This is a genomic window from Streptomyces sp. NPDC005761, assembly GCF_040630635.1.
In the GTDB taxonomy this organism is placed as follows: Bacteria; Actinomycetota; Actinomycetes; order Streptomycetales; family Streptomycetaceae; genus Streptomyces.
On sequence record NZ_JBEXXX010000018.1, the window covers coordinates 63,304 to 75,331 of the forward strand.

General features: G+C 73.2%; 11 protein-coding genes. 3 read left to right on the top strand and 8 right to left on the bottom strand.

What is annotated here, in order from left to right; all coding sequences use genetic code 11:
• Window positions 1–184: 184 nt before the first annotated feature.
• Window positions 185–844: a DUF3000 domain-containing protein gene (locus ABZ434_RS18545; protein WP_359137451.1), complete on the bottom strand. Its 660-nt coding sequence runs from the start codon at window positions 842–844 to the stop codon at window positions 185–187.
• Between the two features lie 92 nt (window positions 845–936).
• On the opposite strand from ABZ434_RS18545, the gene hemE reads away from it, so the two are divergent.
• Window positions 937–2,010: a uroporphyrinogen decarboxylase gene (hemE, locus tag ABZ434_RS18550; RefSeq protein ID WP_359137454.1), complete on the top strand. Its 1,074-nt coding sequence runs from the start codon at window positions 937–939 to the stop codon at window positions 2,008–2,010.
• 24 nt (window positions 2,011–2,034) lie between these two features.
• On the opposite strand, the gene ABZ434_RS18555 is transcribed toward hemE, so the two are convergent.
• Both ABZ434_RS18555 and ABZ434_RS18560 read right to left on the bottom strand, forming a co-directional pair.
• The gene (locus ABZ434_RS18555; RefSeq protein WP_359137457.1) at window positions 2,035–3,417 is read right to left on the bottom strand and encodes an FAD-dependent oxidoreductase; all 1,383 of its coding nucleotides are present in this window, start codon (window positions 3,415–3,417) and stop codon (window positions 2,035–2,037) included.
• An 83-nt stretch (window positions 3,418–3,500) separates the two neighbouring features.
• Window positions 3,501–4,433, bottom strand: coding sequence for a DUF4349 domain-containing protein (locus ABZ434_RS18560; protein WP_359137460.1), 933 nt, complete (start codon window positions 4,431–4,433; stop codon window positions 3,501–3,503).
• Window positions 4,434–4,575: 142 nt separating this feature from the next.
• Between ABZ434_RS18560 and hemG the strand changes: the two genes are divergently transcribed.
• Window positions 4,576–6,075 (top strand): protoporphyrinogen oxidase, encoded by a 1,500-nt coding sequence (gene hemG / locus ABZ434_RS18565; protein WP_359137462.1) that lies wholly within the window; start codon window positions 4,576–4,578, stop codon window positions 6,073–6,075.
• A gap of 4 nt (window positions 6,076–6,079) precedes the next feature.
• Window positions 6,080–6,814 carry a hydrogen peroxide-dependent heme synthase gene (gene hemQ / locus ABZ434_RS18570; protein WP_359137465.1) on the top strand — a complete coding sequence of 245 codons (735 nt, stop codon included), beginning with the start codon at window positions 6,080–6,082 and terminating at the stop codon, window positions 6,812–6,814.
• A gap of 134 nt (window positions 6,815–6,948) precedes the next feature.
• Here the strand turns inward: hemQ and ABZ434_RS18575 are convergent, their stop codons facing one another.
• The 5 genes from ABZ434_RS18575 to ABZ434_RS18595 all read right to left on the bottom strand — a co-directional run bounded on the left by ABZ434_RS18575 (window position 6,949) and on the right by ABZ434_RS18595 (window position 12,015).
• Window positions 6,949–7,755: a TIGR04222 domain-containing membrane protein gene (locus ABZ434_RS18575; RefSeq protein WP_359137468.1), complete on the bottom strand. Its 807-nt coding sequence runs from the start codon at window positions 7,753–7,755 to the stop codon at window positions 6,949–6,951.
• A gap of 64 nt (window positions 7,756–7,819) precedes the next feature.
• A complete protein-coding gene (locus ABZ434_RS18580) occupies window positions 7,820–8,836 on the bottom strand; it encodes a TIGR04222 domain-containing membrane protein (RefSeq protein WP_359137471.1) in 1,017 nt (338 codons plus the stop codon).
• 6 nt (window positions 8,837–8,842) lie between these two features.
• Window positions 8,843–10,144 (bottom strand): DUF692 domain-containing protein, encoded by a 1,302-nt coding sequence (locus ABZ434_RS18585; protein WP_359137473.1) that lies wholly within the window; start codon window positions 10,142–10,144, stop codon window positions 8,843–8,845.
• Window positions 10,145–10,329: 185 nt separating this feature from the next.
• On the bottom strand, window positions 10,330–11,067 hold the full coding sequence (locus ABZ434_RS18590; protein ID WP_359137475.1) for a DUF4142 domain-containing protein: 738 nt from the start codon (window positions 11,065–11,067) through the stop codon (window positions 10,330–10,332).
• Window positions 11,068–11,319: 252 nt separating this feature from the next.
• On the bottom strand, window positions 11,320–12,015 hold the full coding sequence (locus ABZ434_RS18595) for a peptidyl-tRNA hydrolase (protein WP_359137674.1): 696 nt from the start codon (window positions 12,013–12,015) through the stop codon (window positions 11,320–11,322).
• Window positions 12,016–12,028 lie beyond the last annotated feature (13 nt).

The following is a 12,028-nucleotide window of genomic DNA, read 5'->3' on the forward strand; positions in this document are numbered from 1 at the left end:
CTTGAAGGGTCATTGACTCCTTCGGCAGCAGACCCCTGCTCCTTTAGAGGAAGATCACGATTTGGTGAGTAACAATTCGGGCAAATAGGACGCGCGATCGATTGTACGAAAAGAGAGCCGGTGCCTGTGCGAGGTTCTGTGACACAGCGTCACGGAACCGGGCGAGTGGGAAGGCGGGGCAGCCCTACGAGGTCTGTGGACCGCGCCGCTGCGGAAGGGACACCACGGCGGCGTCCACCGGCTCCGAGGGCGGGAGGCCGGCGATCTGGCACAGCAGGTCGCCCCACGCCATCAGATGGGCCGCCGTGTCGGGCACCCCGCCCCGGCCCTCGCGCGGTGTCCACGACGCCCGGATCTCGATCTGCGTGGCCGGGCGCCGCGCCGCCAGCGCACCGAAGTAGTGCGAACCCGCCATCGTGACGGTGCCGCCCGCCTCCCCGTACGACAGACCGCGCGCCTCCAGCGCACCGGTCAGCCACGACCAGCACACCTCCGGCAGCAGCGGATCGGAGGCCATCTCCGGCTCCAGTTCGGCGCGCACCAGCGTCACCAGCCGGAAACTGCCCTGCCAGGCCTCGTGCCCGTCCGGGTCGTGGAGCAGGACGAGCCGCCCGTCGGCGAGGTCGTCCTCGCCGTCGACGACCGCCGCCTCCAGCGCGTACGCGTACGGCGCCAGGCGCTTCGGCGGCCGTGTCGGCTCCACCTCCAGCTCGGGCCTCGGGCGCGCCGAGCGCAGCGCGTCCACCGCCGAACGGAACGCGGGCGGGACGGACTCACCCTCCGCACTGTCCGCGCCGTCAGCACCATCGGATTGATCGGAGAAGTGTCCCTGCGCCGAAGCCATGCCGGGAAGAGTAGGCGGAACCGGAGCCGGGCGCGCGGAAGGACACCCGTGCGGGGCAGGGCTCATTACGCGCGCATGCGAAGATTCTGTGCGTGAGTGCCATTGACCGCCCCTCGGGCCACCAGACGAAGACCTCCGCCACCCATGAGTCGGCGTTCCTGAAGGCGTGCCGGCGCGAGCCCGTGCCGCATACGCCGGTCTGGTTCATGCGCCAGGCGGGGCGCTCGCTGCCCGAGTACCTGAAGGTGCGCGAAGGCATCCCGATGCTCGACTCCTGCACGATGCCGGAGCTCGTCGCCGAGATCACGATGCAGCCCGTCCGCCGCCACGAGGTCGACGCCGCTGTCTACTACAGCGACATCGTGGTCCCCCTCAAGGCCATCGGCATCGACCTCGACATCAAGCCCGGCGTCGGGCCCGTGATCGCCGAGCCGATCCGCACCCGCGCCGACCTGGCCCGGCTGCGCGACCTGACGCCCGAGGACGTCCCGTACGTCACCGAGGCCATCGGCCTGCTCACCGCCGAATTGGGGGCCACGCCGCTCATCGGCTTCGCCGGGGCGCCGTTCACCCTCGCCAGCTACCTCGTGGAGGGCGGGCCGTCCCGCAACCACGAGCACACCAAGGCCCTGATGTACGGCGACCCGGAGCTCTGGGCCGACCTGCTCGACCGTCTCGCCGAGATCACCGGCGCCTTCCTCAAGGTCCAGATCGAGGCCGGCGCCTCCGCGGTGCAGCTCTTCGACTCCTGGGTGGGCGCCCTGGCACCCGCCGACTACCGCCGCTCGGTGCTGCCCGCCTCGGCGAAGGTGTTCGACGCCGTCGCGTCGTACGGTGTGCCGCGCATCCACTTCGGCGTCGGCACCGGCGAACTGCTCGGCCTCATGGGCGAGGCCGGCGCGGACGTCGTCGGCGTCGACTGGCGGGTCCCGATGGACGAGGCCGCGCGCCGCGTCGGCCCCGGCAAGGCGCTCCAGGGCAACCTCGACCCCGCCGTGCTGTTCGCCCCGACCGCAGTCGTGGAGGCCAAGACCCAGGAGGTGCTGGACGCGGCCGCCGGTCTGGAGGGCCACATCTTCAACCTGGGCCACGGCGTGATGCCGGCGATGGACCCGGACGCGCTGACGCGCCTGGTCGAGTACGTCCACACCAGCACCGCCCGCTGACCTCGGCCGGAAGGCGGGTGCCGCTCAGGCGGTGCCCGCCTTCCGCAGCGCCGTCACCGTCTTGCGGGCCGCCACCAGGACCGGATCCCAGACGGGGGAGAACGGCGGTGCGTAGCCCAGGTCCAGGGACGTCATCTGCTCGACCGTCATGCCGGCGGTGAGCGCCACCGCGGCCACGTCCACCCGCTTCGCCGCCCCCTCACGGCCCACGATCTGCACGCCCAGCAGCCGCCCCGTGCGGTACTCCGCGAGCATCTTCACCGTCATGGTCCGCGCCCCCGGGTAGTAGCCCGCCCGGCCCGTCGACTCGACCGTCGCCGTGACGAAGCGCAGGCCCACCGCGCGGGCGTCCTTCTCGCGCAGACCGGTACGGGCGATCTCCAGGTCGCAGACCTTGCTCACCGCCGTACCGACCACGCCCGGGAACGTCCCGTAGCCGCCGCCGACGTTGGCCCCGATGATCTGGCCGTGCTTGTTGGCGTGCGTACCCAGCGCGATGTGGCGGGTGCGGCCCGCCACCAGGTCGAGGACCTCGACGCAGTCGCCACCCGCCCAGATGTTGTCGTGGCCCACCACCCGCATGGACAGGTCGGTGAGCAGTCCCCCGTGCGGACCGAGCGGCAGCCCGACGGCGCGCGCCAGCGTCGTCTCCGGCTCGACACCGATGCCGAGCACCACCACGTCCGCCGGGTAGGAGGCATCGGCCGTCTCCACGGCGCTCACCCGGCCGTCCGTACCGGTACGGATCGCGGTGACCCCGGCCCCGTTCACCGTCGTGATCCCCAGCCCGTCCATGGCGTCGTGGACCAGGCGTCCCATGTCCGGATCGAGCGTCGCCATCGGCTGCTCGCCGCGGTTGAGCACGGTCACCTCGAAGCCGTGCTTCAGCAGCGCCTCGGCCATCTCGACGCCGATGTAGCCGGCGCCGACGACGACCGCGCGCCGGCCCTTCGCACGCTCCAGGGTGTCGAGCAGGGCCTGCCCGTCGTCCAGGGTCTGCACGCCGTGGACCCCTGCCGCGTCCATGCCGGGCAGCGCGGGCCGCACCGGGCGGGCTCCCGTCGCGATCACCAGCTTGTCGAAGCCGGTCCAGGAGGTCTCGCCCGATTCCCGGTCCAGCGAACGGACCCGCCGCCCCGCGACATCGATCTCGGTCACCTCGGTGCGCATCCGCAGGTCGATGGCGCGGGCCCGGTGTTCCTCGGGGGTGCGGGCGATCAGGTCGTCCCGCTGCTCGACGTCACCGCCGACCCAGTACGGGATGCCGCAGGCGGAGTACGAGGTGAAGTGGCCCCGCTCGAAGGCGGTGATGGTCAGCTCGTCGGGGCCCTTGAGCCGTCGCGCCTGGGACGCGGCGGACATGCCCGCCGCGTCACCGCCGATGACCACCAGTCGTTCCGTCGCCATGCCAGGTCCCTTCGACGCCACTGCGAAAGGCCCACGCTACGGCGCGGCGGATCCCGGGGGCGCGGCGGCGCCCCCGGTGGACCTCACTCGCCGGCCGGCGGCTGCCCCGCCTTCGTGCCCCGGCGGCGCGACAGCATCCGCCACAGCACCAGCAGGAGGGCCGCGGCGGCCAGGAACGGGGCCGCCGCGCCCACCGCCACCGCGAGCCACCGCAGCATCGTCAGGAAGGCGTGCCAGCCGCCGCTCAGCGCGTCCAGGAACCCGGGGTCCCCCTCCTCCTCGGGCGCTGCCTCCGGTTCCATCAGGTCGAGCGTGATCGTGGCCAGCGCCGTACGGTCCTCGAGCGAGGCCTGCTGGGCGAGCAACGACTCCAGGGAGGCCTGACGGCTGCTCAGTTCGCCTTCCAGCGTGACGACGTCGGCGAGCTTGTCGGCCCGGTCCATCAGCTTGCGCACCCGCGCCACACTGGAGCGCTGGGTGGCGATCCGGCTCTCCACGTCGACGACCTGGTCGGTGACGTCCTTCGCGGTCGAGGTGCGGGAGAGCAGCTTCCCCGCACCCGACAGCTCGCGCAGCACACTGTCGTACCGGCCCTGGGGTACACGCAGGACGAGATGCGAGGAGTCGTGCGTGTCGTCGACCTGCTCGGTGGTTTCGCTCGCGACGAGCCCTCCCGCGTTCTGCGCGACCGTACGGGCGGTGGCTGCCGCCCGGGAGGCGCTCCGCACCTCCACGGACAGGGACGCGGTCCGGATGACGTGCGTCGCCGTAGCCGTCACCGGATCCGGCTTCTTCGGTGACCCCGGCTCCGCCCCGTCCTGCTTGGCGTCCGAGGCCGCCTCCCCGGCGCCCGCCTTGTTCTGGCCGGCCGCGGACAGAGCGCGTTCGTCGGAGGACGAGGCATCGTCGCTGTCGCCCGCCGCTCCGCAGCCACTCAGGGCCAGAACGGCGGTGAGCAGCCCGGCGGCGAGCGCGGTGCGCGTACGGCCGACGGCTCGTACGTCGGTACGGGTCATGGGTGCTGCCTGCATAACTGTCCCCCCAGGACGGGTGATTGATGGCTTCGGTTCGACGTACGAGGTGGCTCTGCGGGTTTCGGGGAACCGGTTTCGAAGCGGTCACGGTCGGGACTCGGAAGCGGTTTGAGAGAGTGGGGGTATGCAGCGTTCAACACACCGCGCGGACAGGGCCCCCGGTCACGTCGTCGTCATCGGCGGCGGCATCGCCGGACTCGCGGCCGCCCACCGGCTCCTCGGCACCGGTCTCAGGGTCACCCTCCTGGAGGCCACCGACCGGCTCGGCGGCAAGCTCATGACCGGTGAGATCGCGGGCGTGCGGGTCGACCTCGGCGCCGAGTCGATGCTCGCCCGCCGGCCGGAGGCGGTCGCCCTGGCCCGCGCGGCCGGCCTCGGCGGACGGCTCCAGCCGCCCGCCACCGCCACCGCCTCGCTGTGGACGCGCAACGCGCTGCGCCCCATGCCCAAGGGACATGTGATGGGCGTCCCCGGCGACCCGTCGGTCCTCGGCGACGTGCTCTCGCCCGAAGGCCTCGCCCGCATCGCCCAGGAACGCGACCTGACCCCGACCGCCGTCGGTGACGACGTGGCCGTCGGCGCGTACGTCGCCGACCGGCTCGGCCGAGAAGTCGTCGACCGGCTGGTCGAACCGCTCCTGGGCGGGGTGTACGCGGGCGACGCCTACCGGATCTCGATGCGCGCCGCCGTACCGCAGCTCTTCGAGGTCGCCAGACAGGCGGGCTCCCTGCTCGACGGGGTCTCCCGGATCCAGGAGCGGACCGCGGCCCGGCAGCAGGCCGGGCCGGTCTTCCAGGGCATCGACGGGGGCCTCGGCACCCTGCCGAATGCCGTGGCCGACGCCGTACGCGCCGGGGGCGGGGAGATCCTCACCGAGACCCCCGTGCTGGGCCTGACCCGCAGCGCCGACGGCTGGGACGTGCGCACCGACGCCCGGGTCATCGCCGCGGACGGCATCGTCCTCGCCGCCCCGGCATGGTCGGCCTCCACCCTGCTGGCCGCCGAGTCCCCGGCCGCCTCCGCCGAGCTCGCGGGCGTCGAGTACGCGTCGATGGCCCTGGTCACCATGGCCTTCCGGCGCTCCGACGTGACGGGCTCCAAGGCGTTCGACGGACGTTCCGGCTTCCTGGTGCCCCCCGTCGACGGCCACACCATCAAGGCCGCCACCTTCTCCACCCACAAGTGGCAGTGGGTCGCCGACTCGGCTCCCGACCTGTTCGTCCTGCGGACCTCGGTGGGCCGCTACGGCGAGGAGGACCATCTGCACCGCGAGGACGGCGAACTCGTCGACGTGTCGCTGAGCGACCTCGCCGCGGCGACCGGACTGGCCGCGAGGCCCGTCGCCACCGAGGTCACCCGGTGGATCGGCGGACTGCCCCAGTACCCCGTGGGCCATCTCGGCCGCGTCGCCCGGATCCGCGACGAGGTCGCCAAGCTGCCCGCGCTGCGCGTCTGCGGAGCGGTCTACGACGGAGTCGGCATCCCCGCCTGCATCGCGAGTGCCCACCGTGCCGCGGACGAGATCGTCCGGGACATCACGGGCGATGACGGCGGGAAGAAGGACGGGGAGATCATCGCCACTGCGACCCTGGTTCAGGGCACACGGAGCGAGGCGGGACAATAGCCGTATGAGTGCTCCTGAGACTGTGACATCAAGCAAGGCCCCCAACGCCGGCAAGAAGGCGAAGGACCTCAACGACGTCGTCCGCTACACACTGTGGTCCGTCTTCAAGCTGCGCGACGTGCTGCCCGCGGACACGGACCGCGCGGCGTACTCCGGGGAGGTCCAGGAGCTGTTCGACCAGCTCGCGGCCAAGGACATCACCGTGCGCGGCACCTACGACGTCTCGGGACTGCGCGCCGACGCCGACGTCATGATCTGGTGGCACGCCGAGACGTCGGACGCGCTGCAGGAGGCGTACAACCTCTTCCGGCGTACCCGGCTGGGCAAGGGTCTCGACCCGGTCTGGTCGAACATGGCGCTGCACCGCCCCGCCGAGTTCAACAAGTCGCACGTGCCGGCGTTCCTCGCCGACGAGACGCCGCGCGACTACATCAGCGTGTACCCCTTCGTGCGCTCCTACGACTGGTACCTGCTGCCGGACGAGGACCGTCGCCGCATGCTCGCCGACCACGGCAAGATGGCCCGCGGCTACCCGGACGTGCGCGCCAACACCGTCGCCTCCTTCTCACTCGGCGACTACGAGTGGGTGCTGGCCTTCGAGGCCGACGAACTGCACCGCATCGTCGACCTCATGCGCCACCTGCGGGCCTCCGAGGCGCGGATGCACGTCCGCGAGGAGGTCCCCTTCTTCACCGGCCGGCGCAAGTCGGTCGCAGACCTGGTGGCCGGGCTCGCGTAGCGAGCGGGTTCCGATCACCCCAACCCGGAAGATCAGACGGCGGAACCCGCGGCACCCTGTGCCGGCCGCCGTTCCAGCGACACCGGGTTCGGCTCCCGGTGCGGCGCGCTTCCCGCGCGCCGCACCGGTGTTCTTCACGTGACGTTCCTCGGGGCCCCGCCACCGCCGCCGAGCGCGGCCCGCAGCGCCGGATCGGCCACCGCGCGCACGCCCCGCACGGCCACCGCCAGCAGCACCTCGCCCTCCGGGCCGCCCGCTGACGCCGTGCGCGCGTCCAGGAGCCGCTGACCGGCGGGGGAAGCCCAGGAACCGTACGGATGCACCTCCATCCGGGCGATGGCCAGACAGCCCAGCGTCAGGGCGAGCGGCAGCCCGAACCAGACGAGCACCGGCACCCCCGAGCCGCCCGGACCCGGCTCCCGTCCGGGTGTGAGCAGAGCGGCGGTGCCCATCGAGGCCACCAGCAGCGCAGCCCCACGGACCGCCCGCACCGCCGACGCGATGTCCGTCGCCGCCCCGCCCGGCAGCGCCAGGCCCGCGGAGACGAGCCGGTCGGCGAGCGCGCGAACGGCGTCGGCGGCGGCCGCCGCCGAGCGGACCGGCGGTATCGGTGACTGGCCCTGCGGGCCGATGGCACGGATCACCGTGCGCTCCACCTCGTCGCGGCCGTCCGGGTCGACCACCGTCGCCCAGCCCGTGTGCGCGAGCAGCAGCCGACGGCGCAGATGCATCGTGACGAGCGCCAGATCGGCGACCCGGTGCGGGCCGCCGGCCAGGAACGCGGTCTCGTACAGAGTGAGTTCAGGGTCTTCCGCCGCGCGCCGGACCTCCCGGGACAACGCGCCCGACGGCGGGGCCAGGCGGGCGGCAGCGAGGCAGAGCCTGACACACGAGATGGCCGCCGCACCCCATGCGACCAGCAGGAACAGAACCCAGAGCATGCCGGATTTCTATGCCGCCCGGACCCGGAGCGCCAGCGGATTCCACGATGCGGACGTCGACCGCTCAGGAACTGCTGCCGCAGCTCGACCCCGAACCGCAGCTCGACCCGGAGCTGCAGCTGGACCCGGAGCTGCAGCTGGAGCCGGAGCTGCAGCTGGACCCGGAACCGCAGCCCGACCCCGATCCGCACCCGCTCCCGCCACCCCCTCCGCCGTCCCCGGCAGAGCTGCCGCAGCCGCCGTCGCCGGGGCTCGACCCGGCGCACCACACCACCGGCACGAGAAGCAGCCCCGAGGAGTCCGACGAGTGGGGAGAGGGCGCGGCCGCTCCGGGGGGCCGCATCCGGGCCGCCGTGGTCAGGTGCGCCCGGACCTCCGGGTCGTCGAGTGCCCGCGGCCCCGACGTCGCCACCCGATGGGCCGCGCCCGTCTCGTAGGCGTGGGCGGTACGGAACTCCGCCGCGGCCCGGCGGCCTGCCCTGGTGATCCGGGCACGGGCGGTGGCCGCGACGACCAGTCCGGTGACGGCCCCGCCGAGAAGCGCCGGGAGCACCTTGACGATGAACGGCACCGGCGCCTGACCGAGGCTGTCGGCGGAGGCGAACTCGGCGATGGTCAGCGCGAGGGCCACCGGCAGGCCGAGCAGGCAGAGCAGCCCCTGTGTCATCCCCCAGCGGCGCCATTTCCGGTTCGCCCCGGGCGCGTTCAGCAGCCCGCGACCGGCCAGACCGTCCCCGACCTCCTGCACGGCGGGATGGCGCATGACCGCGTGCCGCAGCGTGTGCAGGGCACCGTTCGGAGCCGCGGCCTGCTCGTGGAGCACGGCCCGCTCCACCGGGTCGTGTGCGACCGGCCGCTGGACCGCGACGATCCCGGGCCCACCGACGAGCAGACGGCCGTCCTCCAGCATCGCGGCGAGCGCGGTGTCCACGACACGGCCGGGCCCGCCGTTCAGGAAGGCCACCTCGGACAGGTCGAGGACACTGCCGCCGGGCCCCTCGCGGGCCCGGCGCGCCCCGACGACCAGGAGCATCGAGGAGACCGCCACGGCGAGCGTCAGGACCAGGGCGAAGATGTTCATTTGCCGTCACCTCCCTGCGAGTACGGAACGGGCCGCCCGGGCCAGCCGGGCGGTGCGGCGGGGCGGCCGGGGAGCCGACCGGTCCTGCCACCAGTGGGTCAGCCGGCGGCGGGCCGCCTCGTCCGCGGGGCGGTCGGCGATGAGCAATTGCTCGGCGAAGTCCAGGGCGTCACGGCGGTACCCGGCGGACATCGGACGGTTCCTGGCGTACGCGAGGAACGCGTCCCGGTAGCCGCGGCCCAGGATCTGAGGGAGCTCGGGGGCCACCTTGGCGACGACGTCGGCGCGCTTGGCGGCCAGGGCCCGGCTCTGGACGCCGAGCCGGCGGTGGTCGAAGCCCTCGGGGGCAGGGGTGCCCGCGACGAGGGCGGAGAGCAGTGCTGCCTGCGCGACCGCCACCCGGTCACGGAGTGCCTCCGGAGCCCCGGCCGCGTGCACTGGGGGTTCGGCGTCCGGCGTGCGGGGGACGGGCCGTCGCAGCCCACCCCGGCCGGCGTCGAGCGTGGCGCGGATCGCGTCCAGTTCATCCGCCAGTTCGGCGGCCGGCGGGAAGTCGTCGTCGCGCTCCAGCAGGACCCCGGGCGGGGCGACGCGGGAGCGGAGTTCGGCGAGGACGTCGAGCACCGGAGCGGTGACCGGGTGGGCGTGCGTGTCGTGCCAGACGCCGTCCTTCTCCACGCCGCCTGCCACGTGGACGTACGCGATGGCCTCCACGGGGAGTTCGTCGAGTGCCGTGGCCGGGTCCTCGCCCCGGTTCACGTGGTTCGTGTGCAGATTCGCCACGTCGATGAGGAGCCGCACCCCGGTGCGTCCGACCAGCTCCGCCAGGAACTGGCCCTCGGTCAGCTCCTCGTCCGGCCAGGAGATCAGCGCCGCGATGTTCTCCAGCGCCAGCGGCACCGGCAACGAGTCCTGCGCCACCCGCACGTTCTCGCACAGCACGTCCAGCGCGGCCCAGGTACGCGGCACGGGCAGCAGGTGTCCCGCCTCCAGCACCGGCGACGCGGTGCGCGCTCCCCCCGCCCGGACGAACGCGATGTGCTCGGTGACCAGGGGCGCCCCCAGCAGGGTGGCCCGCGCCGCCAGACCGGCGAGCCGGCCGGCGTCGGGGCGGTCGGCCCCGCCCAGGCCGAGGGAGACGCCGTGCGGCACCACGGTGACGCCGCGCTCCCTCAGCCGCACCAGGGAGGCGGGGAGATGGTCGGGGCAGAGATTCTCCGCGACCGCTTCCACCCAGTCGATCCCCGGCAGGGCTTCCACCGCGTCGGCGATCTCCGGTCGCCAGCCGATCCCGATTCCCAGCTCCATGACGTCCCCCTTCGCTGTACCTGCCGGGGTCATGACCCCGCCGCACAGCGGTGAACCCGAAGAAGGGGACGTTCAGAGCTCGATTTGAGGTTCCCCGGCGCTCCGCACCGGCTCGGCGCCGGCTCTCACGTGGTCCGCCGGCTCGGCGCCGGCTCTCACGTGGTCCGCCGGCTCGGCGCCGGCTCTCAGGGCATCGGCGCCGTGGAGGGCCGCGAGGTGAACGACTGGTCCCCGGTCGGGACCGCCGGGACCGGCTGGGGCAGGACCGAGCCCCTCGGCGCCACCGCGGGCCCCGTCGGGCTGGCCGTGGCCGCCCCCGCCGCCTCGCGGGCCAGGGCGTCGAAGTCGATGAAGCCCGTGCCCTCCAGCATGGTGATGTGGTCGAGCACGGTCACGTTGGCGTCGGTCGCCAGCTGCCGGATCAGCGAGTTGCGGGTGGTGTGCCGCACCTGGGCGATCAACGCGAAGACCTTGCCGTGCGCGTTCCGCAGCAGATTGGCGAACTTCCGCTCGTACTCCTGGCCGCTCGCCGCGGTCATCTCCCGTAGCCAGCCCTGCTGCTGTTCGGTCGGCTGGTTCGGCAGTTCCACACCCAGTTTGGCGGCCACCTCCCGGGACCTGCGGTCCAGATCCGTGTGCCCGACCACCAGATGGTCCCCGGCCGCCTTGATCGCCTCGGTCGGTGCCCGCTCGATCGCCTGCTGCCCGGCGGGCAGCTCCCAGAGTCCGGCCAGGCGGACCTTCACCAGGAAGTCCCGGTCGGTCGCGGAGAGCGGTCCCCACTGGGTCGAGACGGACGACGCCTGGAGGTTGGCCTGGCCGGTGCCGGAGCGGTCGGCGTACGACCAGACCGGGTAGGCGAGGGCGCCGAGCGTGGCGACGAGCGCCGCGATGATGAGGGCCGTTCCGTTGATGCGTCGCACAGAGGGTTCTCCCGGGCCGAGGCGTGACGGCGTCCAATCAACCGCCGGTCCAACGGCCGGGGACTGACCGGCCGTTCAACCTACTGGGCAGTATTGCCAGTGCGGTGGCGTCAGGAGGTACGTATCGGCGGACCGGGTTGTTCAACGGGCCGGGACGAATCCGCGGACGAAGGGTGGACGACGCGGCCGGCCGGCCGTCGCGCGGACCCACCTGGCCCGAGGGGCCCGCCGGCGACCCTGCCGAGAAGCCTGTCAGCGGCGCAGCGCCGGATGGTCGGCGACCACCGTGCACGAGCCGGGGGCGATCTCGGTGAACCCCGCGTCCTGCACCACCGGCAGCCCGCTCCTCGTGAGTTCCCGCCAGCGGTCCGCGTCCGGGGTGGCGACCGAGAGCGGGAAGCCCGCCTCGCGCCAAGCCTTGCGCTCCGTCTCCGACAACTCCCACCAGGCGAGCTGCGCCCCGTGCCCGGCCTGCGCCATCTCCTTGCCCGCCGACATGCCGAGATCCGGGTTCAGCCAGAGGACCGGGCCGGCCGGGCCGGGCGCGGCCGGCGGCTCGGGGTCGTCCAGCTCCGTCCCCGAGACCTGGAGTTTCGCGAGTTCCTTCGGCCAGCCGTCGAGCGGCACCGGCGGGAAGACGCGCACCTCGGCCCCGTCCCCTGTGACGGTGATGCCGGGAAGCGCGCAGGCCTTCCGCCACTCCGCGCCGCGCGCCCGCCGCACCACCTTCCGGATGCGGGCGTCCTGCCAGTCGCGCATCACCTGGGCCCACTCGCCCTCGCCCGTCGACCGCTCGTCGGAGAGCATCACCAGCACCGCCCGGGCGGCTGTGCGCAGAGCGTCGGTACGGGCCGGGGGCGCCGTCTTCTCGATGTGCACCACCAACGGGAGTACGTACTGAGGTGCTTCGTCACGGTTCGTCCGCTCGGAGCGGAAGGGGCTGTCCATCGGCGGACCGGCG

What these genes read in the sequence shown, in the direction of transcription:
- ABZ434_RS18545 (WP_359137451.1), bottom strand. Translation starts at nt 844, where the DNA reads ATGGCTTCGGCGCAGGGACACTTCTCCGATCAATCCGATGGTGCTGAC.
- ABZ434_RS18595 (WP_359137674.1), bottom strand. Translation starts at nt 12,015, where the DNA reads ATGGACAGCCCCTTCCGCTCCGAGCGGACGAACCGTGACGAAGCACCT.
- ABZ434_RS18585 (WP_359137473.1), bottom strand. Translation starts at nt 10,144, where the DNA reads ATGGAGCTGGGAATCGGGATCGGCTGGCGACCGGAGATCGCCGACGCG.
- ABZ434_RS18575 (WP_359137468.1), bottom strand. Translation starts at nt 7,755, where the DNA reads ATGCTCTGGGTTCTGTTCCTGCTGGTCGCATGGGGTGCGGCGGCCATC.
- hemQ (WP_359137465.1), top strand. Translation starts at nt 6,080, where the DNA reads ATGAGTGCTCCTGAGACTGTGACATCAAGCAAGGCCCCCAACGCCGGC.
- ABZ434_RS18560 (WP_359137460.1), bottom strand. Translation starts at nt 4,433, where the DNA reads ATGACCCGTACCGACGTACGAGCCGTCGGCCGTACGCGCACCGCGCTC.
- ABZ434_RS18580 (WP_359137471.1), bottom strand. Translation starts at nt 8,836, where the DNA reads ATGAACATCTTCGCCCTGGTCCTGACGCTCGCCGTGGCGGTCTCCTCG.
- ABZ434_RS18555 (WP_359137457.1), bottom strand. Translation starts at nt 3,417, where the DNA reads ATGGCGACGGAACGACTGGTGGTCATCGGCGGTGACGCGGCGGGCATG.
- hemG (WP_359137462.1), top strand. Translation starts at nt 4,576, where the DNA reads ATGCAGCGTTCAACACACCGCGCGGACAGGGCCCCCGGTCACGTCGTC.